The organism is Pseudomonas sp. GD03858 (assembly GCF_029840925.1).
In the GTDB taxonomy this organism is placed as follows: Bacteria; Pseudomonadota; Gammaproteobacteria; order Pseudomonadales; family Pseudomonadaceae; genus Aquipseudomonas.
The window spans coordinates 17,143-41,872 of the sequence record NZ_JAOCDM010000025.1 but is presented as its reverse complement, the minus strand read 5'-3'; the positions used below and the strand labels follow the sequence as shown (position 1 = coordinate 41,872).

General features: G+C 58.2%; 23 protein-coding genes and 1 pseudogene. 13 read left to right on the top strand and 11 right to left on the bottom strand.

Features of this window, described 5'->3' with window-relative positions:
- Window positions 1–3 precede the first annotated feature (3 nt).
- The 10 genes from N5D48_RS09715 to N5D48_RS09670 all read left to right on the top strand — a co-directional run bounded on the left by N5D48_RS09715 (window position 4) and on the right by N5D48_RS09670 (window position 10,346).
- Window positions 4–2,979, top strand: a complete 2,976-nt coding sequence (locus N5D48_RS09715) for a serine/threonine-protein kinase (RefSeq protein ID WP_279883545.1) — start codon at window positions 4–6, stop codon at window positions 2,977–2,979.
- A complete protein-coding gene (locus tag N5D48_RS09710) occupies window positions 2,979–3,683 on the top strand; it encodes an ATP-binding cassette domain-containing protein (protein WP_279883573.1) in 705 nt (234 codons plus the stop codon). The genes N5D48_RS09715 and N5D48_RS09710 overlap by 1 nt, the downstream gene beginning before the upstream one ends.
- Window positions 3,683–4,885, top strand: a complete 1,203-nt coding sequence (locus N5D48_RS09705; protein WP_279883543.1) for an FtsX-like permease family protein — start codon at window positions 3,683–3,685, stop codon at window positions 4,883–4,885. Before N5D48_RS09710 ends, N5D48_RS09705 begins: the two co-directional genes overlap by 1 nt.
- Window positions 4,878–6,647 (top strand): SUMF1/EgtB/PvdO family nonheme iron enzyme, encoded by a 1,770-nt coding sequence (locus N5D48_RS09700; RefSeq protein WP_279883541.1) that lies wholly within the window; start codon window positions 4,878–4,880, stop codon window positions 6,645–6,647. Before N5D48_RS09705 ends, N5D48_RS09700 begins: the two co-directional genes overlap by 8 nt.
- Before the next feature lie 77 nt (window positions 6,648–6,724).
- Window positions 6,725–7,651 carry a type VI secretion system-associated lipoprotein TagQ gene (gene tagQ / locus N5D48_RS09695; RefSeq protein ID WP_279883540.1) on the top strand — a complete coding sequence of 309 codons (927 nt, stop codon included), beginning with the start codon at window positions 6,725–6,727 and terminating at the stop codon, window positions 7,649–7,651.
- Between the two features lie 229 nt (window positions 7,652–7,880).
- Window positions 7,881–8,738 (top strand): NAD synthetase, encoded by an 858-nt coding sequence (locus N5D48_RS09690; protein ID WP_279883571.1) that lies wholly within the window; start codon window positions 7,881–7,883, stop codon window positions 8,736–8,738.
- A complete protein-coding gene (locus N5D48_RS09685) occupies window positions 8,738–9,154 on the top strand; it encodes a hypothetical protein (protein ID WP_279883538.1) in 417 nt (138 codons plus the stop codon). The genes N5D48_RS09690 and N5D48_RS09685 overlap by 1 nt, the downstream gene beginning before the upstream one ends.
- 3 nt (window positions 9,155–9,157) lie before the next feature.
- On the top strand, window positions 9,158–9,550 hold the full coding sequence (locus N5D48_RS09680) for a hypothetical protein (RefSeq protein ID WP_279883536.1): 393 nt from the start codon (window positions 9,158–9,160) through the stop codon (window positions 9,548–9,550).
- Between the two features lie 179 nt (window positions 9,551–9,729).
- Complete coding sequence (locus N5D48_RS09675; RefSeq protein ID WP_279883534.1) at window positions 9,730–9,921, top strand: type II toxin-antitoxin system HicA family toxin; 192 nt, start codon at window positions 9,730–9,732, stop codon at window positions 9,919–9,921.
- Between the two features lie 17 nt (window positions 9,922–9,938).
- Window positions 9,939–10,346, top strand: coding sequence for a type II toxin-antitoxin system HicB family antitoxin (locus N5D48_RS09670; RefSeq protein WP_279883532.1), 408 nt, complete (start codon window positions 9,939–9,941; stop codon window positions 10,344–10,346).
- A gap of 6 nt (window positions 10,347–10,352) precedes the next feature.
- Here the strand turns inward: N5D48_RS09670 and N5D48_RS09665 are convergent, their stop codons facing one another.
- The 4 genes from N5D48_RS09665 to N5D48_RS09650 form a co-directional block, all read right to left on the bottom strand.
- Entirely contained in the window at window positions 10,353–11,033 is a 681-nt protein-coding gene (locus tag N5D48_RS09665) for an outer membrane beta-barrel protein (RefSeq protein ID WP_279883530.1), read from the bottom strand.
- A 179-nt stretch (window positions 11,034–11,212) separates the two neighbouring features.
- A complete protein-coding gene (nirK, locus tag N5D48_RS09660) occupies window positions 11,213–12,358 on the bottom strand; it encodes a copper-containing nitrite reductase (protein ID WP_279883528.1) in 1,146 nt (381 codons plus the stop codon).
- 280 nt (window positions 12,359–12,638) lie between these two features.
- A complete protein-coding gene (locus tag N5D48_RS09655; protein ID WP_279883524.1) occupies window positions 12,639–13,865 on the bottom strand; it encodes a type II toxin-antitoxin system HipA family toxin in 1,227 nt (408 codons plus the stop codon).
- Window positions 13,865–14,188: a helix-turn-helix domain-containing protein gene (locus tag N5D48_RS09650; protein WP_279883522.1), complete on the bottom strand. Its 324-nt coding sequence runs from the start codon at window positions 14,186–14,188 to the stop codon at window positions 13,865–13,867. Before N5D48_RS09650 ends, N5D48_RS09655 begins: the two co-directional genes overlap by 1 nt.
- A gap of 415 nt (window positions 14,189–14,603) precedes the next feature.
- Here N5D48_RS09650 and N5D48_RS09645 point away from each other — a divergent pair, with 415 nt between their 5' ends.
- On the top strand, window positions 14,604–14,954 hold the full coding sequence (locus N5D48_RS09645) for a type II toxin-antitoxin system RelE/ParE family toxin (RefSeq protein WP_279883519.1): 351 nt from the start codon (window positions 14,604–14,606) through the stop codon (window positions 14,952–14,954).
- Here N5D48_RS09645 and N5D48_RS09640 read toward each other — a convergent pair.
- Window positions 14,951–15,274, bottom strand: coding sequence for a helix-turn-helix transcriptional regulator (locus N5D48_RS09640; RefSeq protein ID WP_279883516.1), 324 nt, complete (start codon window positions 15,272–15,274; stop codon window positions 14,951–14,953). The genes N5D48_RS09645 and N5D48_RS09640 overlap by 4 nt on opposite strands.
- A 714-nt stretch (window positions 15,275–15,988) precedes the next feature.
- Between N5D48_RS09640 and N5D48_RS09635 the strand changes: the two genes are divergently transcribed.
- Entirely contained in the window at window positions 15,989–17,473 is a 1,485-nt protein-coding gene (locus N5D48_RS09635) for a hypothetical protein (protein ID WP_279883513.1), read from the top strand.
- Here N5D48_RS09635 and N5D48_RS09630 read toward each other — a convergent pair.
- Window positions 17,465–18,400, bottom strand: coding sequence for a reverse transcriptase family protein (locus N5D48_RS09630; RefSeq protein ID WP_279883510.1), 936 nt, complete (start codon window positions 18,398–18,400; stop codon window positions 17,465–17,467). The two genes, N5D48_RS09635 and N5D48_RS09630, sit on opposite strands and share 9 nt — an antisense overlap.
- Before the next feature lie 311 nt (window positions 18,401–18,711).
- Here N5D48_RS09630 and N5D48_RS09625 point away from each other — a divergent pair, with 311 nt between their 5' ends.
- A complete protein-coding gene (locus tag N5D48_RS09625; RefSeq protein WP_279883507.1) occupies window positions 18,712–19,665 on the top strand; it encodes a DUF559 domain-containing protein in 954 nt (317 codons plus the stop codon).
- A 711-nt stretch (window positions 19,666–20,376) separates the two neighbouring features.
- On the opposite strand, the gene N5D48_RS09620 is transcribed toward N5D48_RS09625, so the two are convergent.
- From N5D48_RS09620 to N5D48_RS09605, 5 genes and pseudogenes are all read right to left on the bottom strand, one after another.
- Window positions 20,377–21,861: a hypothetical protein gene (locus N5D48_RS09620; RefSeq protein ID WP_279883504.1), complete on the bottom strand. Its 1,485-nt coding sequence runs from the start codon at window positions 21,859–21,861 to the stop codon at window positions 20,377–20,379.
- A pseudogene (locus N5D48_RS09615) lies at window positions 21,842–22,552 on the bottom strand (hypothetical protein); the annotation flags it as partial. The pseudogene N5D48_RS09615 and the gene N5D48_RS09620, both read right to left, overlap by 20 nt.
- Window positions 22,553–22,599: 47 nt before the next feature.
- A complete protein-coding gene (locus N5D48_RS26195) occupies window positions 22,600–22,953 on the bottom strand; it encodes a hypothetical protein (RefSeq protein WP_347881613.1) in 354 nt (117 codons plus the stop codon).
- 127 nt (window positions 22,954–23,080) lie between these two features.
- A complete protein-coding gene (locus tag N5D48_RS09610) occupies window positions 23,081–23,356 on the bottom strand; it encodes a hypothetical protein (protein WP_198694540.1) in 276 nt (91 codons plus the stop codon).
- Window positions 23,353–24,333 (bottom strand): integrase domain-containing protein, encoded by a 981-nt coding sequence (locus tag N5D48_RS09605; protein ID WP_279883497.1) that lies wholly within the window; start codon window positions 24,331–24,333, stop codon window positions 23,353–23,355. The genes N5D48_RS09610 and N5D48_RS09605 overlap by 4 nt, the downstream gene beginning before the upstream one ends.
- Between the last annotated feature and the right edge of the window lie 397 nt (window positions 24,334–24,730).

Below are 24,730 nucleotides of genomic sequence, written 5' to 3'. Positions count from 1 at the left end.
ATCATGGACATGCACATCCCCGGATTCGATATTGACGGCGAGCTTGGCCAGGGCGCCATGGCCAGCGTGTACCTGGCCACCCAGCGTTCCCTGGAGCGCAAGGTGGCGCTGAAGATCATGGCGGCGAGCCTGGCCGCCGATCCGACCTTCTGCGAACGCTTCCTGCGCGAGGGCCGTACCCTGGCGCGGCTGGCGCACCCGAACATCGCCACCATCCACGACATCGGCAATGTCGGCGAGCTGTACTACATGGCCATGGAATACCTGCCCAGCGGCACGCTCAAGGAGCGCATCGCCGACGGGCTGACGCCCGAGCAGGGGCTGGCCTACGTGCGCCAGATCGCCCAGGCGCTGGGTTATGCCCACGCCCAGGGCCTGGTGCACCGCGACGTCAAACCGGCCAACATCCTGTTCCGCGCCGACGGCACCGCCGTGCTGTCGGACTTTGGCATCGCCAAGTCGCTGGATGACCGCACCCAGTTCACCCAGGCCGGTTTCGCCGTCGGCACGCCGAGCTACATGAGCCCGGAGCAGGCGCGCGGCATGGAGATCGACGGCCGCGCCGACCTGTACGCGCTGGGCGTGGTGCTCTACGAGATCCTGGTCGGCAAGCTGCCGTACAACGGCACCGACGCACTGTCCACGGCGCTGGCGCACCTGACCGAGCCGCTGCCGGAACTGCCCATCGAGCATGGCCGCTACCAGGACATCCTGCGTGGCCTGCTGGCCAAGGATCCCAGCGAGCGCTTCGCCGATGCGGCGGCGTTGCTGGCCGCGCTGGACCGCCTGACGGTGCAGGCGCCGGTCGAGGACAACGACAGCACATTGGTCCGTCCGTTGCCGATCCCCGTGCCGGCCATCGCGCAACCGGTGTCCATCGATGTTCCGCAGGCCGTTGCCGAACCTGTCAGGCAGCCTGAGGCCAAGCCTGCGCCCGTGGTGAAGTCCGCCTCCAACAAGCCGGCCAAGGCCGTGCTGGCGGTGGCCATCGCGGCGGCGCTGGGGCTGGGTGGTGCATTCTTCTGGCTGCTTGGCGGCGACGACGCGCCCGCGCCTGCAGCGCCGGTGGTGCAGGAGGCGCCCGCCGAGTCCAAGGTGCCGACCGTCGCGGCCTCGGAAGAGGGTCGCCCACTGCTGATGCCCGGCAAGCAGACGCTGTTCCAGCGCGTATTGACCAAGCCCGACGCGCAACTGATGGCCCAGCCCGGCGACGCCTCCGGCGAAAAGCTGCCGGCCTTCTCCGTGCTCTACGTCTACCAGCGCCAGGATGTCGGCGGCCAGCCCTGGCTGCAGGTCGGCGCCGCCAGCGATGGGCAGCGCGACGGCTGGTTGCCGGTCGATCAGACCAGCGACTGGAAGCAGAGCCTGGTGCTCAAGTTCACCGAGCGCTCCGGGCGTTCGCCGGTGATGTTCATGCGCCAGGCCAACGATGTGCAGCAGCTGCTCGACGACACCGGCAAGGCCCGCGACAGCCTGCTCAAGGCGCAGAACCACCCCGACCAGGTGCCCCAGGTAATGGCCCTGGAGCCGGCGGCCAGCGCCGTGCCGCAGAACCAGTTCTACCTGATGCCGATCTTCGACTACCGCGAAAGCTTCGACGCGGATGGCCAGCCGGTGCAGTTGCTCAACATCGCCTCCATCGACCCCGGTGCCAGCGCCCGCGACAGCGCGCCCAAGGCGGCTGGCGTGGCGGCGGTCGGCGACAACAGCTTCCGCACCGGCATCGTCCTGGTGGTGGACACCTCGGTGTCCATGCAGCCATACATCGACCGGGTGCGCCAGGTGGTCAGCGAACTGCAGCAGCAACTGGCGGCCCGGGGCGAGCTGGACAGCGTCAGCTTCGGCCTGGTGGGCTTTCGCAACAGCGTCAAGCGCACCCCCGGGCTCGATTACCTGAGCAAGACCCTGGTCAGCCTGGAGGAGGGCCGCGATCCGGCGCGCTTCCTCAAGGCCGCCGCGCAGGTCAAGGCCACCAGCGTGTCCAGCCACTCGTTCAACGAGGACGCCTTCGCCGGGGTGATGCAGGCCGTCGAGGGCATGGACTGGTCCGGCTACGGCGGGCGCCTGATCCTGCTGGTCAGCGACGCCGGCGCCCTGCGCAAGAACGACCCGTTCAGCAGCACCCAGATGAACGAGGCCGAAGTGCGCCAGGCCGCGCTGAGCAAGCAGATCAAGATCTACGCCCTGCACCTGCGCACCCCGGCCGGGGTGAAGAACCACGGTTCAGCCGAGAGCCAGTACCGCGTGCTCACCGCCGACAGCAACCCGCAGATCGGCGACCTCTACGTCGGCGTCCCGGGGGGCGAGGTCGGTGTGTTCGGCGACCGCGTGCGCGAGATCGGCTCGACCTTCGCCGAGCTGGTGCACCAGGTGCGCAACCAGCAGCCGCAACCGGTGCCGCTGCTGACCTCGGCCTCGAGCCTGGCGGCCAAGTCCCAGGCCATTGGCTACGCCATGCACATGGACTTCCTCGGCCGCCACGGCGCCAGCCAGGCACCGCGGTTGGTCAGTGCCTGGACCGCCGACCGCGACCTGACCAACCCGGCGCTGCCGACCCTGCAGGTATGCGTGATGCTCACCAAGCTGCAGCTCAACGACCTGCAGCAGTCGCTCAAGCTGATCGTCGACGCCGCGCGCAAGACCCGCAGCTCGCCGGGCGATTTCTTCAACGAGATCGCCAGCGCCAGCGCCTACATGAGCCGCGATCCCGGCGCCCTGCGCAAGGGCGCCAACCTGGCCCAGGGCGGCGTGCTCGGCGAATACCTCGAGGGCCTGCCGTATCGCAGCAAGTCCCTGAGCATGACCCAGGACCTGTGGCTGTCGCTGTCGGTGGCCGAGCAGGAAGACTTCATCGACGAACTGGATTCGAAGATCCGCCTGTACGAAACCTTCCACAACGACATGGCCAACTGGGTGCGCTTCGGCAATGCCGAGCCGGGTGACGCCCTGTACCGTGTCCCGCTGGCGACGCTGCCGTGATGATCCGCCTGGACGGGGTGCGCAAGACGCGCGGGCAGGGCGCCCAGCGTTACAGCCTGCGGGTCGACCGGCTGCACCTGGCCGTGGGCGAGCGGGTGGCGCTGGTCGGCCCCAGCGGCTGCGGCAAGAGCACCTTGCTCGACCTGCTGGCGCTGGTGCTGGCGCCGGATGTGGCCGAGGGCTTCAGCCTGGGCGGCGAGGATATCGCCGGGCTGTGGCGCGCCCGGCAGCTCGACCGCCTGGCGAGCTGGCGCAGCCGTCACCTTGGCTATGTGCTGCAGGCGGGCGGGCTGCTGGGCTTTCTCGATGTGCGCGGCAATATCCGCTTGCCGCGTCAACTGCTCGGCCTTGGCGACGACGGCAGCGTCGAACGCCTGGCCACGGCGCTGGATGTGCAGGATCAGTTGGGCAAGAAGCCCGCGACCCTGTCCCTGGGCCAGCGCCAGCGGGTCAGCTGTGCCCGCGCCCTGGCCCATGGGCCGACGCTGTTGCTGGCCGACGAGCCAACGGCGGCATTGGACCCGGTGAACGCCGAACGGGTGATGGGCTTGCTGCTGCGCGAGGCGCAAGCGCGCCAGCTGACCTGCGTGGTCGCCACCCATGACGAGGCCCTGGCGCGCAATGCCGGGCTGAGCGTGCTGCGCATGGCCTGCCAGCGCGATGCCGACGGCGGCGTCACCGCGACCCTGGAGCGGGCCGCCTGATGCGCCCGTGGCTGATCGCCGGCCTGGCCTGGCAGGACTACCGCAACGACGCGCGGCTGTCGGCGTGCGCGGTGCTGGCGCTGGTGGCGGTGATCGCGCCGCTGCTCGTGCTGTTCGGGCTGAAATTCGGCTTGATCGGCAGTCTGACCGAGCGCCTGCAGCGCGACCCCGGCGTGCGCGAGATCATTCCGTTGGGCGGTGGGCGCTTTCGCGGCGAATTCATCCAGGAGCTGGCGCAGCGCCCGGGCGTGGCTTTCGCCATCCCGCGCACCCGGCAGATCGCCGCGACCGCCGAGCTGCTGCTGCCCGCCCAGGGGCGCGGCGTCACGGTCGAGATGCTGCCCACCGCCGAGGGCGACCCGCTGTTGCAGCAGGTCGCGCCACCCAGCGAGCTGCGACAGGTGGTATTGAGCTTCACCGCCGCGGAGAAGCTCGGCGCCGGGGCCGGTGACGAGCTATGGGCCAGCTTCAGCCGCCAGCAAGCGGGTCAGGTGCAGTGGCGCCAGACGCGCCTGCAGGTGGTCGCCGTGCTGCCGCTGGCCGCCTTCGAGCGCGATGGCCTGTTCGCGCCGCTGGCGCTGCTCGAAGCGGTGGAGGACTACCGTGATGGCCGAGCCGTGCCGGCGCTGGACTGGCAAGGCGAAGGGCAGGCCGGCGAAATCAAGCGGGTGTACCCGGCGTTTCGCCTGTACGCCCGCGAGCTGAGCGATGTCGAGCCGCTGCGTCGCTTCTTCGCCGAGCGCAAGCTGCTGGTCTCGACCCAGGCCGCGCAGATCACCCAGGTGCAGTCGCTGGGCCGCAACCTCGACCTGGTGTTCTGGATCATCGCCAGCCTGGCCGTGGCCGGCGCCGTGGCGGCCATCGCCGCGGGCGCGGTGGCGGCGGTGGAGCGCAAGCAGCGCGAGCTGGCGGTGTTGCGCCTGCTCGGTTTCGGCACCGTCGCGCTGCTGCTGTTCGTGATGCTCCAGGCGCTCTACAGCGGTGTGCTCGCCGCGATCCTGGCGGGGCTTTTGTACCTGCTGGCCGAGCACGGCCTGAATCGACTTTTCATGCAGGTGCCCGGCGAGTTCGCCAGCCATCTGCTGCCCATGCATTACCTCGTTGCGCTGTGCGCCGTGCTGCTGGCCAGCACCGTCGCCGCCGCCCTTGGCGGCTGGCGAGTGGCGCGCATCGAGGCCAGCCAAGGAATCCGTGATGTCTGACTGTCGCCTCGGGGCCGTTGCCCTGATTCTCACCGCCTTGACCCTGGGCGCCTGCTCCCAGGCCGATGGCGACGACAAGGCCAAGCCGGCTGCGCCGTCCCACTCCGGGACCGACGGCAAGTTCGACAACCCCAAGCCGTTGCCGGGCGATGTCAGCCTGCCGCTGCCCTGCGGCGGCGAGCTGGTGTTTCGCAGCGTCTACGTGCTGGCCCAGGGCAGTCTCGATGATCGCGAGGTCAATCTCGGCTATCCGTTCAGCGAGGGCGAGGCCGGCTACAAGCAGTCGTTCATCTCCGGCTACCGGCGCGACTTCATCAATGGCCAGTTCAGCCTGCAGGACCTGGCGCCGCAGTGGCAGAAAGCGGTAGGCCCGAGCCTGCCGAAGGTCGAGAAAGGCAGCCCGCTGACGCCAATGATGTACTTCATCGGCAAGTACGAAGTGACGGCCCGCCAGTACGCCCAGGTGATGGCCCAGGCTCAGTCTCTGGCCAATGGCGAGGCGGCGCCGGCCTGCGAAGCGAACAACGAGATGGCGGGGCGCCTGCCCAAGGTCAAGCTGTCGCGCTTCGAGGCCGAGCGCTTTGCCGCCGTCTACAGCGCCTGGCTGATGAAGCACCACCGCGACCTGCTGCCGGTCAGTGGCCGGGGCGGCAATGCCGAGGACGGTGGTACCGGTTTCGTGCGCCTGCCCACCGAAGTGGAGTGGGAGTTCGCCGCTCGCGGCGGTTCGGCGGTCAGCCGCCAGGAGCTCGAAGGGCGGCTGTTCCCGCGCAAGGTCGAAGGCGCCGACAGCGAAGGGCCGCTGGCCGACTTCGCGGTGTTCAACCAGGTCGCTGGCGGCACCGGGCAGGCGGCGCGGCTGATGCCGATCGGCAGCAGACAGCCCAACCCGCTGGGACTGTTCGACGTGATCGGCAACGCCGCCGAAATGGTCCAGGAGTCGTTCCAGCTGGTCAACGCCGGGCGCCTGCAGGGCGCCTACGGCGGCTTCGTGGTCAAGGGCGGCAACTACCTCGAAGGCGAGGGCACCCTGTTCACCGGCATGCGCCGCGAGTACCCGCTGTTCGGCACCGACGGCACCGAGCAGCGCAACGAAACCACCGGTTTTCGCCTGGCCATCGGCGCGCTGTCGGCGCCGCGTTCGCGTTACCAGGAGCTGTTCGAGCAGTGGCAGAAGGAGGGCCGTCTGGCCGGCCTGACCGACGATATCGATGCCGCCCAGGACCCGACCAAGCGCCTGGACAGCATCATCGCCGCCGCCACCGACCCGCGCCAGCAGGCCGAGCTCGGCCTGGTCAACGAAGAGCTCAAGCGCAACGTCTCGCTGATCGCCCGCCAGCGTGAAGAGGCCGCCGGCAACCTGATCCAGTCCGCCGCGTTGGTCGCCGAGACCATCAACAACTACAACATTCGCCTGACCAATCTGCAGAACACCCAGGCCAAGGCCGAGGCCGCGGGCGACCAGACCAGCGCGCGCATGTACGGCGCCGCCATCGCCAATGGCCGCGCCGCCCTCGACGGCGCCGTGGCGATCTACGTCGACAACCTGTCCAGCGGCACGCGCTACACCGATGCGGTGATCCAGGCGCAGTTCCAGCGGGTCAAGGAGGAACTCAATCGCAAGCCGGTCCTGGGCAACAGCCTGGTGACCCGCGCCACCCTGTTCGTCCGCCACGTCGGGGAGTACCGCCAGAACCGGCGGGCCGATCCGGCGACGATCCTCAAGGAGCTGCTGGCATCGGCCGCCGCCCCGCGACCCTAAGGACAGCTTCCGTAGCAAGGACTCCCGGGGGCACGAGGCCCCCGGACACCGAGAAACCCAAGAAGAGAAACCAGACCATGTTCACCCGCAAACCCCTGATCACCGCATCCCAGGCCCGTACCGCGCTGCTGCTGGCCGCAGGTTTCAGCACCGTGCTGCTGAGCGGTTGCGCCAGCTCGCCGGCGTCCAAGGTCGGCGCCACGACCAAGGTCGAGTACTACCCCAACTGCTACGAGCCGGTGCAGCACCTGCGTTCCACCGACGGTGACATGACCCGCTCGGTCGCCACCGGCGCGCTGCTCGGCGCGGTCGGCGGTGCCCTGACCGGTGCCCTGGTCGACAAGGAAAACCGTGGCCGCAACGCCGCCATCGGCGCCGCTGGCGGTGCCCTGGTCGGCGGCGCGGCGGGCTACTACACCGAGCGCCAGAAGCAGATCAGCGACGACAAGCAGCGCATCGCCTCGTACGCCACCGACATCGACAAGAGTGCCGCCGACATGGACCGCACCACGGCCTACGCCAAGTCGTCCCAGGCCTGCTACCAGCGCGAGTTCGCCAGCCTGATCCAGAACCGCAAGTCGGGCCGCATCAACGACGCCGAAGGCCGCAAGCGCCTGGCCGAGATCGTCGCCGGCCTGCAGGAGTCGAACAACCTGCTGAGCACCGTCAACGGTCGTCTGGGTGAGAACCTGAACAACTACACCCAGGCCTACGAGCAGGACCTCAAGCAGGTCGGCGTGGCGCGTACCGACGTGGTCGCCGTGGCCGAGCCGCCGAAAGTGGCGAGCACCGGCAAGAAGAAGGACGTGAAGAAGGTCCAGCCGGCCAAGGCCAACAGCAAGGTGCCGCAAGAGGCCGTGGCCACCGAGAAGACCCTGCAGAACGCCAACGGCAAGAAGGTCGAGGCCCAGCAGGTGGCCAAGGCGGGCGTGGACCAGGTCAACGCCATGTGCCGCAACCCGGACATGGGCGACTGGGCACCGGTGCCTTGCCCGAACGTTTGATACCGCGCCAGGGGCGCTTTGCGCCCCTTTCGCGACGCCGTCCTGTAGGAGCGGCCTTGTGTCGCGAAAGGGCTGCAAAGCAGCCCCGACAATCTTGAGTTGAAGCGGCCATGTCGCAAAAAATCGCCAAGACCTTCCAAGGTCTGCCCCCAAGGCTCTGATTCCTGTGCAAGGAAACCGATTCGTGACAGACCTGCTTTCCACCCGCCTGGGCAATACTTCGCAGTTCATGGCGCGTCAGCGCATCCAGGGGCGGATCAACCTGCCGCAGATGTTCGCCGCCATCGATGCCGATCCACGAATCGTCGGGGCGGGCGTGGTGTACATCGACGCCGACTACAACGTCATCACCTTGCGTGAGTTCCAGCCGATCTGCAGCATCCGCCCCAAGCGCGTGATCCTGCGCGAGATCAAGAAGTACCAGACACCCGACCAGTACACCCAGCAGTTGCAGCACAACCCGCGCGAGTCGCGGGTGGTCAAGGAGGCGGTCAACACCACGCTCTCCTGTGCCGGTGCCGTGATCGGCTGGTTCGTGGTGTTCAGTGGCACCATTGCCGCGCCATTTTCCGGTGGCACCAGCCTGGTGCTGACCTACGTCGGTGGCGCTGCCGCCACCGCCAGTAGCGTCCAGTGCAGTATCGGTGTCATGCGCACGGTGCGTGAAGTGACCAACCCGGCGGCCAACGATGCCCTGGATGAAAGCCAGTGGTATCAAGCCGCCTCGAAAGTACTTGATGGTGTTTCCCTGCTGGGTGTCGGCGCGTCGGGGCTTAGCACGTTGAAGTACCTCCAGGTACACAGGGCCGCAACCGGGCGTAGCTGGCTGGAACTGTCCAAGAGCCTCAGTCGCCAGCAGCGCAAGGCGCTGACCGATGAACTGCTGTCGATCAAGCATCCGAGCCTGACGGCCAAGCAGATCAAGTTGCAGCAGGCGGCCGGGACCATGACCAAGCGCTATACGCCGACCGAGATCAGCCATGCCACGCAGACCCTGATGCGCGACTCGCTAGGCGCCACCTTGGGACTGGCTGGCAGTGCAACGGTACAGAGCATCGCCGTGGGGCTCTACGAGGAAATCGAATGATGATGACGCCGGCAGACTTCCAGGCCTTCATGCGTCGTTACTTCGCGACGTTCTTGCTGGGTTTTTTCATGTGCGTGATATCGGCGGCGTTGTCATCGACCCAGTGGATAGATAGCCATTGGCGTCATCACCCGGACAACCCTTCGTACACCTTGGCGGTCAGTGCCGTATCCACCTTGTTGCTGTGTGCCGGGCACTTGGCGATGGTCCGTGGCTACACCTGGGCCATGTGGTTGGTCCTGCCCGTGCCGGTAGTGACGTTGTTGATGACGCTGAGCCTGGTCGGCAGCGGTTTGAATGCCGTGATGCTGGCGATCATGCTGGTGCTGCCTCTGCTTGCGCTGCTGGTCTTCAACAGTGGCCGCCATCGGGAAATGCGTCAGCGCCTGATCGAGCTGCGTCAGCTGAGGCGCTGACGCATGACGCGTCAGATGCAACTCAAGGATTTTCTCCAACGCTACTTCGGCGTTTTCATCGGTGCATTCTTCGCTTCGATCATCGCCGTTGCCTGGACCTTTGCCCTGGCCTGGAGTGCCTATTGTCGAAGTTGCTCCCAGGATGGCCTGTTCCCCCTGGGCCATGGTGCCGTGGTACGTGGGCGAGCCTGGGGGATGTGGCTGGTGGCCGGGATGTGCGTCGCCTGCATGCTGATCACCTTGCCTATCTACGGGCACAGACCGAACCTGTTCATCTACACCGGCAGCCTGCTGGCGGCGTTGGTGGCCCTGCTGCTACTGAACAGCCGGCGTTATCGGGAAATGCGCATGCGACTGGCGGAGTATCGGCAGCAGCGGCGCCAGGCGCGTCGCTAGGGGCGTTGGCGGGCTTTGCCGCCGGCAAGATCCCGCATCACTTCTCTGGTCCTGTCTCCGATTCCCCTCACCATACTTGCCCTCGGATCGCCCGCTCGTCGCCGCAGTGGGTATGGTGTTGATAATGCTGATTGGGTGGTTATACTAACCACCATTCGGCTAGCCCAAGGAATGGGTCCATGAACAGCCGTGAAATGATTTCGGTGATCGAGGCGGATGGTTGGTACCTGGTGCGTTCGAAAGGCAGCCACCACCACTTCAAGCACCCCGACAAACCCGGGCTGGTGACCATCCCGCACCCGAAGAAGGACCTGCTGCCGGCCACCGCCGCCAGCATCCTGCGCCAGGCGCGGATCGGTTATGTCAGCTGACGAGGAGACCCACTGCCATGTTGTTTCCCATCGCGATCCTCCCCGGTGACGACCAGCACGCCTGGGGCGTGGAAGTCCCGGACATTCCCGGTTGCTTCTCGGCCGGCGACGACCTCGACAACGCCATCGCCATGGCGCGCGAGGCGATCGAAGGCCACCTCGAACTGCTGGCGCAGGACGAGCAGGAAATCCCCAAGGCCAGCACGGTCACCGTGCATGCGGCCAACCCGGCCTACGCCGGCTGCACCTGGGCGCTGATCGATATCGACATCACCCGTTACCTGGGCAAGGCCGAAAAGCTCAACATCACCCTGCCGGCCTACCTGCTCACCCGTATCGACAGCTACGTGCAGAACCATCCGGAGCACAAGAGCCGCTCGGGCTTCCTGGCCGAAGCGGCGCTCAAGGTATTGCAGGGCCGGTAGGTCCCGTCAGAGGCCGATGCGCATTTCGACGAACAGGCTCTGTTCGCTGAGCTTGCCCTTGAGCTGTTCGTCACGGGCATTGATGCGGTTGGCGAAGGTATTGCGGCCGGTCTCGATGCTGCCCATGTCGACATAGCGATAGCCACCACCCAGGGTGATCCTGTCGCTGAGGGCGTAGTCCAGGCCCAGGCCCAGGCTCCAGGCCAGGTTGTTCTGGCCGTTGCGGGCGAACTGCCGCGACGGGTTGCCTTGATAGCCCTCGGACTGCACATGGGCCAGGCCCGCGCCTGCGCTCAGGTACCACGAGAGCACGTCGGTCAGGGCGAAATCCTTGTAGCCGTTGAGCATCAGCCGCTGGCTGTCGACTTTCATGCGGTTGACGTTGGCATCGAAGGGCGACCAGTAGGAGTCGAACTGGCTGTTCTTGCGCATGGTGTATTCGACTTCCACGCGCCATCCCCCGTCGAAATGCTGCCCCAGGGCGATGGCACCGTTGAGGTCGCGGTCGCTGCCCGGGCTCTTGATACGCTGATCGACACGAGGGCTGGTGAGCTTGGCATCGGCGAGCTTGTGCTCGGCGCCCTGCAGGCGCAGCGCCAGGTAGGTGGTGTCATCGGCCAGCGCCGGGACGGCACTGGCCAGCAGCGCTAGGGCCAGGCCGTGGAGGGCGAAAGTCTTCTTGTTCATGAATCGGTTCTCGCAGGTAGCCGTTGGACGGGCAACGGTAAGGCGCTGACACCAGCGAGAGCTGTAGGGGTATTCGCCGATGGTCAGTGAATGTTCCGGCGAATGGGTGCGATTCGGTGACGCGGTTACCCGTCACGCACCGCCGAGGTCGCCAGCGGTGCGCAGCCTATCGTCGATCGCTAGCGGATCGGCCCAGGCGCTTCTAGCTGCTTCATCAAGTCGTCGTTCCACTGCCCCTCGACCTGCACATGGGCGGCGGCACCGAGCATCACCGCCTCGATCAGGTTGTGATTGAGGTAGGTGTACAGGCCGGGCTGGCGGAAGGTGTACAGCGCCGCCCCCGCCGCGCCACCGGGGATGAACCAGGTTTCCAGGTTGCGCTGCGGCGGGTTGGCGAACTTGCCCGAGGCCCAGACGTAGTCGCCGTGGCCACCGATCAGGTGCGGGCGGGTGTCCCGGTTGGCCTGGGAGTGGACGATCAGCACGCTCTCGCCGACCTTGGCAGTCAGCGCCTGCTTGCCGGTCAGGGCACCGACGCTGCCGTTGAACACCACATGGCTCGGCACCAGCCCTTTCATCAGCTGGCTCATGTCGCCGAAGCTGGCCATGGGGTTGGCGTAGCGCTTGTACTTGCCGTCCTTATCGCGGGGGATGTAGTAGTCCTGTTCGCCGATGTACCAGACCTTGTCGTATTGCAGCGACCGGCCCTCGGCGTCCTTGAGACCGTCACGCGGCAAGACCATGATCGCCCCGTTCATGCCGCACACCACATGCCAGGGAATCATCGCCCCACCAGGCGCGCAGTGATACACGAACACCCCGGCGCGGTCGGCCTTGAAGCGCAGCTTCACCTGCTCGCCAGGCTTCACATGGGTCAGCTCGCCACCGCCGAGGGCGCCGGTGGAGGCGTGGAAATCGATGTTGTGCATCATGCTGTTGCTGGCCGGATTGACCAGGGTGAGTTCCACGTAGTCGCCCTCGTGGACCACCATCAGCGGGCCGGGCACCGAGCCGTTGAAGGTCATGGCGTGGATGTAGGCACCGGCGCTGTCGACGGCCAGTTCCTTCTCTTCGATGACCATGCGGAACTCGACGATCCGCGGCTCGTCCGGCGCACGCTGCGTGTGCGGATGGACGTGTGGCGGGGCCACCAGCTCGACGCTCACCCGTTCCAGCTTCGCCAGGTCGACGGCCGGGGCGGCGGCGGGAGTGGGGGCGCCTGCATGGGCCAGGCCCACGCCAAGCACCGAGGTACCGACGCCGAGCAGCACGCTGCCGGCGAGCATGCCACGGCGGGTCAGGGTTACACCTTCTTGCTCACTCATGGGACTTCTCCTTAAGTCGACGAAAGCCGTCGGGTGCAGGAATAGCCGCTTTGAATGTAGGGTTTATTGAGCGAGAACAAGTGTTGGAAGGTGCGGACAATCTGTCGCAGCAGGGGAGGGGCTGTCTAGTCCTGAAATAGGTTTACATCTGTTCAGGCAGGTCTCAAGACAACCGATTGCCCTCGAGGCATCGCCGAGCAAAGCTGGGGCTATCGACCAAGGCGATGCTCGACGATAAAGCAAGCATCAAGGTTTCAGGAGAGGCCTTCGCAGCCTGCCCCTAAGCCAGTAGTCTCTCGTTGCTTGTTGCATCCACCGCCGCATCCAGCTCAGCCCCAGCCAAATGCTCTGCATAGTGCTCCATCAGCTCCGAATGCCAAGAAGCGACCTCATCCAATATGCCTGCCGCCTCATCTTTCCCCAGCGCAAAATGCTTGTGCTGGCTAAGCAGGTTAGCTCGACTCAGAAGGGGGCCGTTGATACCAACATCCATCGACAGCCCTTGTGCAGGCCCCTCTCCCAGTACGGGAACAACATCATACATAGGCGAGAGGCGCCAAGCCCCTTCCTGCCAGATCACAGCGTGGTTGCGAGGATGATCGTCACTGTTCCCTACGAGAGCGTTGTAGGCCATTCGCCTGTAGAGCTCCTGCCTATCAGCGTCTGGCGCGCCCCTGCGGTACAGCTCATCGGCGAGTGCCGCGTAGATCCACCCTTTATTGCTCGGCGCATGCCATTCGGCATCGAGAAGAGTTAAGCCACTCAGCATCGGGATGCGCCGAAACCTTGCATCGTTCTCTGACCATTTTCGGTCAAATCGCTCCACTAGCAGCGTGTTGCCTTTTTCACTTTTATGGAGGGCCGTCCGGGCGACCTTCATCCCCTTGGCAGCCGCAAAAGTCATGCAGGCATGCTCAAATTTCGGCAGGTCGTAGTCATCAAATCTGTCGCGTGGCTTAGCAAGAATCAGCTTGTGATCAAAGCGGTACGTGCGCTTGGGCCTGGCACCCCCCACCGCTGAGCGCTGATCCCGTATTCTTAATGCCTCCAACTGCTCAGCGCTCAGCTGACTGTCATAGATCGCAGCGCAAACATCTATGAAGTGATCGAGCCCTTTGGCTTCAAGCATTTTCATAGGCCTTTCGCCGATACCCGGTCTCGGTGTGCGAACGTCGCCAGCCATGATATTTCCGGCGCGATCTTCGTTAGGAGATAGCAGCAGGAGCTGGATCGGAGTGAGTTCTCCCTTTTGGGTGCGGCGCAGCAGCCGTTCTCCCCAGCCATCTGGCATCGCATCATCAATGAACCCGGGAACGCCGCCATTCTTATGTACCTGAATGGGGCGAGCGGAGAGCGGATATCGTATTGGGTCAGGCACCCAACGCTTGGCATCCACGATCTCCGGCGCATAGGTGAAGGTTCCCGTGCGACCCTCAAGGATCAGCCTACCCAGCGTCACAGTCTCACCCGTTTCCGGACACTCCATGTAGATGTAGGCGCGCGACATCAGAAGTCCTCCGCGTTGCTGCGTGGCAGCTTTACCCGCCTGGTCGTGTTGGTTTCTAGAGATTTGAGATCAAGCGTAGGGTCATCGATCAACGCTTGGAAAACCCGGTCGGAGATCCCGACGGTAAACAGCGCAAGCATGAAATCGCGCAACGAAACACCTTCAGCCTTCCCCCCCTCGAGGTGACGAACAGCTCGGAGAGAAATTCCGGCCATCTCTGCAAGGTCAGCCTGCCGTATCCCCATGCGCAGACGCGCCTCCTTCATCAGAAGGCCTATACGGTAAAGCACAGAGGCACTTTGCACAGGGAAAAAGTCTTTCATAAGGTGGCACCAGGCGACATCCTAAAGACGATAAGATACCACTAAACGCACACTAATAAACATTTTAAGGATTATAAGATTTATTTTTGTGGCATCTTATGCATGGTAAGATGCCACTAAAAGATATCTTATAGATGGGGAATGGGCGAATGTATCTCTCGGGGAAAGGGGGCGCGGGGGAAAGGTGGCGTGCATGACCCGTCCCAGCTTCGCCAGGTAGCGTGCTTGCGGCGAGCATGTCCTGCGGGGGCGCTCACGCATCGGACTTCTCCTTAAGCCGACGAAATCCGTCGGGTCCAACGGGCTAAATCCAGAAACGTTTTTGCAGCCGTCTGGCGTATGCAGCTGCGCTACATTCCCTAGCTTCTGGCTTCCATGCTGTCCGCACCTTTAGTGGTTTTTTCTGGGTACTGCTGTGAGAAAGTTTGCATTCGTCAGTGCTGCAGCTGAGCGTGAGTACAAGGACCTGCCACAGGATGTGCAGGACGACTTCGGCAAGGACCTGCGGCGCATTCAGTACGGGCAGGACCCGGAGCGGTCGATCAAGTCACTGACGGACTCGGTGGGAGCGGGCGCGATTGAGCTCATCATCAACGGCAGCCCGGCATTCAGATGCGTGTACGTAGCCAAGTACGCAGATATGGTCGTTGTGCTGCATTCGTTTGTGAAAACGACCAACCGCTCCGACCGGCATGCGATGCAGGTCGCTGAGGACCGTTTGAAGGAGCTGAAGCTGGAGCTGAGAAAAATGGGCTACAGGGTTTAGCTGCCGGGCGCTTGCGAGATGACAATCCGGGGAAGGGCGCCAGTTTCGTTCGAGGGCAGGACAAGGCTGGTGCGAAAGCCGAGCTTGTCGAGCATATCCATCATGGCGTCCAGGGTGAATTTCTCGATTTTGCCATTGGCCAGTTCGGATACCCGGGATTGGGTCACGTTCAGCCTGGCTGCGGCCTCGTGCTGCTTGAGGCCCATTTTCTTGATGCAGTCTGTGATGAAGATGGACAGGTCCATCTTCAAGGCCATCTTGCTGGCCGTTTCCGCATCGTGCGTAACGTGGAAAGGGCTCTCGTGGAATTGAAGCGCCATTGGCTTGCCTCAGCAGAATTATCTAAAATTTAAGATAAATCGTAGCGGGGCTTGATTGGCGAGTCAAAGCGTTTCTGCTTGAAGGCGTGTCTGTTTTTTGAGCTGCGCTGATGTCCAGAAAATGTGTTTTCCTGGGATTGCTGGGGCCGCTGCGCAGCCCATCGCAGGCAAGCCAGCTCCTACAGCGATCGCGTCGGCTTCAAGTATTCGTGGCACCGAAAACAAAAAAGGCCCACCTTTCGGTGAGCCTTTTGAGTACTGCGTATGGTGCGGCACCAGGAGTCGAAAAAGTTTCTAACTATCTGATCTATAGAGCTTTTATTTTTATGTAATGATCCGTCTATCTCTAAAGCTATCCCGGCACTTGGGGCTAGATAAGCATTGATAAAGGCGGAAACGCCAGAATGGGATCGATTGCCCTCAGTGCATGGCTGCCTCTCATGCTTTCCTGGAGCAGGGGGCTCGTTCTCCACCTACGGTAAGCGACAGCTAACGACGAAAGGCTACCGTTGCTAGCCGGCATCTATCGGCCAAAAGCGGATTTCGGACTGCGTCCGTGGTAAAAAGCACTCGCAAGATCTAGAGCGCCAAGCCCTAAGCCATTTGGGAGTAGGCTCTCGATAGGGTTGATAGCATTAAAGGTGGTCAATTCGAAACTTAGAACAATCGGAATTAGATAGAATTGGCCTTTAAAACATCCTAGATGGATCTACTATGTCTCAGTCAACCGAATTAACCGGTGGCGCCGGGTTTGTCTATGAAAGCCATGTGGCTGCATATTTCATGTCTGCTCTTCTGGCGGAGACCGTCAGGCCACCATTACAAAGTAAAATTAAAAGCGTACGTCTTCAACAAGCCGCTCTGGGCGCTCCTCTTGATGATGTTGTCATCGAATTTGATACTTCAATTCAGATGAAAGCGCACTTTCAAGTCAAGCGACGCCTTATAATATCTGCTTCTAAAGCCAATGAAGATTTCAAGGAGGTTGTTGTTAACTCTTGGAAGACCTACATCATTTCAAAAAATGAAAACCGTAATGACACCTATGGGGCGCTAACAGACGAAATCTCCAGCTCATCTCTGAGAAATGTTCAAACTGTCTGTGAAAGTGCTCGAAGTAGCGAGAGTAGCGAATCATTCTGGGCTATAGAAGCTCAGGCTAGCGTAAAATTCAGGGAATTCATTGATGTGCTACGCAAGATTTTAGATAGCGCACAGATCCAGACGACCCCGCACGAATTATATGAATTTCTCCAAGGGCTTTATATAGAGTCTTTACGAGTCATGACTTCGGGTGCACCATTGCTCACGTCAGCAATCAATGAACTTAAGACAGTTCTTAGGGCGGAACATCGCGCTACTGATTTATGGGAGGCTCTTAAAGGAATAGCAAGAGAAGGAGCGGGCCAAGCTGCCACCTACAACAAAAGGTCACTTCAACGTAAATTGGTATTGTTTTCCTTCAAAGATATAGCTGCTCAGCAGGAAGTAAAGGCGATAGTCGAACGATCCGGCATTGGAACCTCGGGCGCCACCCCAATCACTTGCTCTCTTGCGTTCTCGCATATTGGTATAGAGCAGAGCGATGTCGCAGTTACCGCATTAATTGTAACAGACGAACCTGAAGCATTATCTAATCAAGTACAGTCTTGGAAAGAGCAAGTTGCTCGGAGCGCATTAATCCCTGATGAGAATAGATCTGAGATTGTTCGGGAGCCACTAAAAAATATAGTCGCGCAACCGGTGTTAGCGTATGTCCTCCTTCAGAACCTGGCTATGGCAGACTTTTCTGCCTATATTTATTACGCAAAAAAAACAAATATTGAAAAATGGGATGAAGCTAGATACGAACTAGAGTTTAAGACACTGCCCTTGCTTCACAGATTAAGCAGCAAGCGCGAATTGATTTGTGAGCTTTACACTGCTGAAGTAAACGCCAAACGATTTTCAGAAGCCGCCATAAGACTTGTAGCTAAAAACTATCACCGTGAAATCGAAAGCCCTATACTAAAGGCCAGCTTTGGAAAAACATCAGCAATTAAAGAACTTGCGGATGTTATCGCTAAAATAACTGCTAGCTTCATCGCGGGTGATCAAGTTGCAGTTGGCCAGATCGGCTATATAAAAACGAGAATCAGATATGGCGAGAATATTGTCACAAGGGAAAAGCACTTACGAGACCGCAATCCGCTAGCGTGACTGCCTCAAAAGCTTCCATAGTTTTTCTGCGTAATCCGGCTCGATTGAGTGTGCATAAGCTATCATGCCTTTCATCTGAGCCCAAGAGGGTGTGACCGTATCTACGTGCCTACTTCTTTCAAAATGTTCTTTTCCATACTTGCTTGCGTAGTAAACTGCAAGCCTAAGCCTGCTTTTCAATTTTTTTGGAAGTCGTGGTCTTTCTCGATCAACTACGGATAGCCCTGTGACAAACTGTCTCGAGCCTCGTCGCTGGATATAGCAGCCGCTCCCCCTAAGCTCAAATCCATTGTTTTTAACAATCGTACTAATGGCGCTAATATCTGGGATTTCCGTCCCTGATATAGTCATATTGTCCGCATAGCGACTATACATACAGTCATGGGTGGAGGCTAAATCTAGCATTGCTTGATCCAGCCCCTTGCAAACTAGATTCGAAATTATTGGACTGCAGCGAGTTCCTTGACGCAAGAATCCGTCAATGGTAGAAATCCTTGCTAGTAATTTCGAGATTTCAGGAGTCGCTCCAATTGTTAAAAAAGCTTTTGCAACTTGTAGTTCTGTGATTACGTTGAAAAAATTTCTTATATCCGCATGAAGGATTAGGCTTTTACGGAGGTGGAGTTCAGCGTTAGTTAGGGTCGAGCGCCCCTTGAGAAAACCTTGAACGTGCGTACCAAAGCTTGCACTGTTCGTAACCAACATCGAAACAGATCGGTGAAGCTGGGTGACCCACTTGTGGTTTGCCTTATAGACTTCTCTAAATTCCCCTTTACGATTTCTTCCACGCTTTGGGATTTCGAGCTTTTCGTAAAATCCTTCCTGATAATCCGAAACTGCGTACTCGAATATTTTTGACTCGCTCACACCTACGGCTTGAGCTAACTCATGGGCGGAATGAATGTCTTTTAGGCGTCTTGTAGTCATCAGAGGCTGTAGAGTATGAGGGGCGGCTGGATGGAATATGTAAGACCTCAATGGTCGAGCACGGACTCGTGCCCACGGACATAACCGCGGTCAGTCATCCAGCCGCCGCGAAAAATATACCATATGCTTGACTTGAATGTGAAGCCCGTCTTCCAGTCGCTCTCCTACTCTAGTCGAACGCCTCGTAGGACACGCTAGAGAATTGGCTAAAACGAAGCCTTGGACAGAGCCCGAAGCAACGCATGAACCTCAGCTACTAGACATTGAGCACCTAAAAGTTGAAAGTACGGTTTTCGCAATCAGAAAAATACATGATGAAAAACTTAGGTCGCCCCATGACACCGCCGAGTTGGTTTCACGATCGAGGACCATCCCCTATTGAGGACGAGTTCAGTAAAGCTGCTTCTGACCTCGCGGGCCTGATTGAAAGAGAGCATTGGTTTGGTGATGCGGATAAGCACCATCGCTATCGGGTGGATTTTATCTTAAAAGATGCGCGACTAATCATTGAGCTTGATGGTCATGCCTCACATTCAACAAGAGAACAGTTGGAGAATGATGCTGTCAGACAACGCTATCTAAGCCGAGCCGGCTACACTGTGATCCGTTTCACAGGGCGAGAGATCGCAAAAGACGCACTGGGGTGCGTTTCGGAGGTGCGTCAGATGTACGAAGAGCGCATGCAGCGGGCTCCTGCTAAGTATCGAGTTATGTACGTTGACTACTCATTTGTCAAAAAGCAGATGAATGAGGCTCTGAAGTTTTACCGCGAGATTCACCCCGAGAAGGAACTAACCCCCCAGTCGCTTGAAAAAATTATCCCTCATGCAATTGAGTGGCTGCATGAAAAATCATTTGTCACGGCTTTCGTATTCTGCCCTACAGATCTACACAATGAAATAGAACATCTGAATGCAACTATCGCGGAATATGATAAAGGTGAAATTAAGTTCAATACTTTGGCAAGTGAACTTTATTCGTTGGATTTGGGGGAACACCTAGAAAGCTTTGCGCATTTTTTTGACGAGTTCATGGTGGTTGCAGATGATCCGGTCTATAGAGCCCCTATTCGTGCTGTGCTGCCAGAAACGATCAGTGAAAATACTATCGGAGCTTACACTCACAAATACCTTGCTAATGCCAAGCTTTTACGCCTAGGCAACGATGAGACCTCCTTTGCGGGTACAGAGTTGGCTTACGTACGCTGGCAAAACATATTTTACCCAGTCGGATTTGCTCTGGGACTAAGCATATACGAACTATAGTTATTTGAACGGTACTTTTTTCGAGGTGAATGGCGCAGAGGGTGGGGTATTCATTAGCTGTTCACCTATTCCAATCTCGGCAATAGCAGGCGACCGCTTTTGGCCGTTTGCTGCCTGTTGCGAAATGCTGCGACCGATCCGGAGCGGAACTTCGCTAGATCCACAGTCTCGGGAACCCGTTAAGTAAACTCAAGCGATCAAAGCCCAAATGTCGAGTGGTAAGGCTGAGCAGGTGCGCAGGTTGCCCCCTTTGCAACCGAGGAATGCGTAAGCCCCCTCAAAGATTGATCTCACGGAGCTAAACCGCATAGAGGCAGAAGCTGCGTGACGGCAGCACCATGGAGTAACAGGCCCCTGCACTACTGACTGTAATTGGTGGTAACGTACCATATCGCATAGGGTAACTGCATAGGCGCTCCGATTGCATTTGTGATCGCAGCGATGGTGATGCTTATATTCGCTTTTGGCTTCCTGGCGACGACACCCTATGTTGAAAAAGCTGGCGTGTTTACGCTTACATGACACGCGACCTAGGTGTTTTCATGGGCACTAGCGTCGCGCTATTAGCGCTGTTGACTTACACCTGCATTCAATTTGTGGTCTATGCCTATTTACGGAACGTGTTGCAATATGTGGTCAAAGACCTAGGCGGTGCAGATGTTGCCTGGTAGGCCTATACTCAGCGACAGCCCCTGTTGTAGGTGTGCAGGGCTACAGACAATTTATCCGCATGACAGTCACAATTGATGTTGTAATTGTTAAAATACATAGCCACAGTATGACTGACTTTTTTCTTGTGCGTTTAATGTAGTTAATGTCCCGGTTAAAATCTTTGTCATTGTTAAAAATAAAGCTAATATCTTCTTTGCTAAGAAGGTCGGTGTACCGGGATTTGAATGCCTTATAGCTCTTGATATATCGAATTTTTTCTGCGTTAGTTTCTGCGAGTGCGTAGGCCAGGATCGCAAGGGAGATACCGGCTATAAGCAAAAATAGCCAGTATACGCTAGGTGTTATTATTGATGGTTCGGCAGCTGTCGGTTTGGCTAGGGTTCGAACTAAAAAGGCTGAAAAGAGAAACGATGTCAGTGAGAAAATAGATGTACGCAGATAGTTGGTGATGTTTTTGGCGATGTCGGATGCCTTTTCTGAACCTTTCTGTATTTGTTCAGAAAGTTTGTTCTTTAAATCAATGTACTGTTTTAGGTTGTCTTTTAAGTAAATTGAATGATTGGACGTGATTGATTCTAGCCACCCCTCTTTCAGCTTTAAGAGCTTTCCATCAGTTGCATGTATCGTGAGGAGGTTTCGGCAGATACCGAGTTTGTCTATTATATTTCCTTCAGTATATGCCCATTGATAAACGGCGAGGTATTGATGGATTGAGGATGTGTCCACATCTGAAAGATTGGTTATAGAAAGTTTTTCGGTGGTGTACCCTTTGACTGTATAAGCTATCTCGCCACTGGAATCAATTTTGGTGATGTCAGATAGCGCCATTAGGCAGCATATTAAAGATAGCCTGTCAAAAGTTTCAGATAGAGGATGTCCAAGGATACTTTTATCAAATACAAAGTCAGATGGTATAAAGTTAGTATCGATATTTGCGTAAACGGAACAGGCCTTTGACCTAAGCTCAATGTGTTTTGACTTGTAGCTGGGCTCAGGGTTTGTGGGGTAGTTGTCAGTCGCCAGCTTCGGACCAAAGCATAATAGCGAGCTTTTGGTCAATTGGTTAAGCTCGCTGGATTCAAGATAATATGCGGTTTTAGCGAGGTTGAATAACTTTCCTATTACCTCGGCTGGGCTGCCGTTGCATAAATATTCTGCAAAAGCGGAAAGTGAGTAGATCGACAGAGTTTTTCTTTGGGCGACCTTACCTATCCTGAGCTTCAATGATCCGCTGAGGCTTCCGAATGCGTCATTCCAAAATTTCAGGTTTTGATAAAATTCTTCAATTTTGACTGGGTCGCGACTAGAAAGCGAAAACGAAGTTTCAGATGATCGCGGTGTGAACGCTAAGGTAAAGCTGTCGCGAGAGTTGATCTCTTCAAGGACCTCCGCTAATGCTTCAAAATTTGTATTCAAAGCTGAGCAGTTATATGTCGTGGTGTAATCCTCGGTAGACTCGGTGGCCGATTTTAAAGTTGCACCAGGTGATATGGAATGAATTATGCTACCCAATGGAATCATCATCGCTTTCCTTGCGATTAAATGCGTTATAACCTTCTTCAGAGTATATTTTCAGAAACTTTCTTCCATTTTCTTCGCCTGTGGAAAAGAAGTTCTTAATGTCTTCGACTTCGCCAGTAATGCGAAGGTCCACGTTATGTGATAGTTTGATCTGTCTTTTGATTTTTGCATTGATGACTGAGGGGGTGAGATCGAAATGGGTATCAAAGCCATCAATTTTTTTACTGGGCAGCAAGTTTGCTGCCACTATGAATTCCGGCATAGAAACATCGGGATTATCAGGCTTGTACGCGCTAAATAACTCGTTCACCATGTCCGGGTAGCTGCACTGGGGGCGTGTTGTAAAATATCCCACAAGAGCGTTGCGGAGTGTCCAGTAGTCACTTTTTGATTTTGGCTTTACCTTAGCGGCTAGGAGGCCTTCTACGGCGGTGAATGCTCGAAGCGTGTTTATCTGCGGTGAAGATAATGCTGTGAGTGTTAGAAAGTCTTTCCACCAGTACTCGGTTACCGAAGGTGCACTATCAATAATAATAACCGTCTCAGCAAGCGTCCCATTAATTGTCTCGAAAATAGCACATTTCTGAGCGCGATGTTTGGCGGGTAATCCAGTGTCTTTTATGAAGGTGGTCTCGTTTATGAAGTCGGCGTGGTCAACCTTTACAATTAGTAAGCATGCTTTTTCATCAAGCTGAAAATGACAGCAAAATAGGCTGCCGCTGCGTAAGGTGGTAAATTTACCTAGCTGAGTCTGAACGGTGACTTCGAGATTAAGAAGCCGTTCACTAAGGTCTTTTGCAAATTCTTTAAATTTTTTGTTGAAAGTCCGGTTACTAGCTTTCCGACTTCGCCTGTTGTCTCGATTTTGAATGACTGATTCCTTTTGTTCTTCAAAAGCTCGTCAATCAGACCTGTTAGGTAATTTTTAATGTCAGTTTCAGCTGTCCGATAGAATGGATCTCCCAAAGTCTGATTCTGAACATCAATTTTTTGAATTGCAGCATTGAAGATTTTGAGCTGATTCGGTTGAAGAGCTGCGCCGTCTGCGGGCTGCGGACCATTCACTGCCCCGTCCATGGTTTGAATTTGGTTCACTACGGCTCCCGAGAATGATGGCTATTTGACTTCATCATAGCTCGAAAAGCTTCGTCGGACTAGAAAGCTGATCGCCGGTGTATTGATGCGCAACATGAATAGATTGTGAGCGCCAGCAGTGTCCCCATCAGGGCTTGAATACCCATGACGTTCCTAGACGTCGCGCTAGCAGCCGGACCGTCAGCACGTAGTAATACTGCGTTGCATGACTGTGATCGCTTAAGCGATTTTCAAGAAACCACACCACATGCTTCCTTTGCCAAGTCCAAGGGTTTTGCCGCTGCCAGCGCTCTGCGATTGTAGCCTGAATGATTTTTGCCTGGCGCACATGACGTCGCCGCGTCGCGTGCGAGCCTGCCAGCACTCCAGCGAGGAACAGCTCCATGTCGAAGGGCTTGCTCATGGCCGGCCTCCTACATAGGCAGCGACCACATCGATCCGACCGTGCCCCAACTCATCGCTGATTTGCCTCCGGGCCTCGCGGTCAAGGTGCTGATTTAGCTCGCAGCGTTGCCCGCCATTGATAGGCGCCCGGTGCTGAGTGATTTGCTCATAGCGCTCACATGCGTACGCCGCGCGGAGCTCATGGAAGCCTCTGAGATTGTGTGTATGCAGGATGTCCCGAGCAGGGCGGACGATTGTCTGCAAAACTTTCAGGAAGCTTTCGCTTGGCGCAATCAGATTGCGGCTACCGGCAGGCGACACCTGCCGTGCAAAATTAAGTGCACCTCGCACATGGTCGTCCACCGCAATCCAACGCGGCGCCGAGGCACCGGCGCGACCGCCTTTGGTGCCATCCTGAATGTTGATCTTGCCTAGGTCGTTAGCCTCACGGCTTAGTCTTGGCAGGTCAGCCAAGATGGCCTCACGCAAGCGCATACCGGTGGCTCGTGCCAGTTGCACGACCGCTGCAGCCCTTAGATGTTGACAGCTGCAAAGCGCCTCGACTATTCGCTGAATGTGGTCGCGATCCTGGCCCTGCGGCACCGATTGACGAACCCCGGTGCGCTGCATGCCCAGTGCCTTGCTCGGACTTGGCAATTTTACGTACTGATCACCGCGAAGCGCTGCCATGGTCCTGTTAACGCTAGATAGCCGGTTTTGTGCGGTGCTGACGGCAAGGTCACCGCGCCTAACCATGTCGCGCAGATACGCCGCATAGCCCGCCAATACCTTCCGATCAATCTGCCGCGCATCGTTGATACCCGGTCCCTGTTCGGAGCGGCACCACTTCACGAATGCCTGCCACCGATCACAGTGTGCCTTGACCGTGCCGTAGTGGCCGCCGCCGAACATGTCTTTCAACGCTTGCGGCCCTGCGTAGCTCAATTGCCTGCCATAACCGAAATTGCGACCATCGCGTCTACCCACCAATGCCATGTCGGTCACCTCATCTTCCGATCTCCGATCCTCGCCCCACGTCATCCCGCCAAGAATGTTGAGTGTTATCAGGGATCAAGGCCCCTGCGACCTGTGGGGAATGTCCTCTACGCGGGACTAGCGGCTCCTTACAACCGGGAGCAAGGGCATCTCATGATCTGGCCTCCTGAGCACCGTTACCGGTGGGCGGGTGGAGGCAGTGCTGGCTGACTAAACCAGCGCCTGAAGATCCTGAGCCGGGTGAACGCAGCAATGCGATGACCGGGGCATGCCTGACTGTCAGTCAGGTGCATTCCATTCCTTGGTCTGCGGCACCATCATCTACAGCGCTGTTGCTGGTGACATCGGCGTTTGTCACGCCGATTGTCACGAGGGGGAATGCCGCAAAGCCATGTGC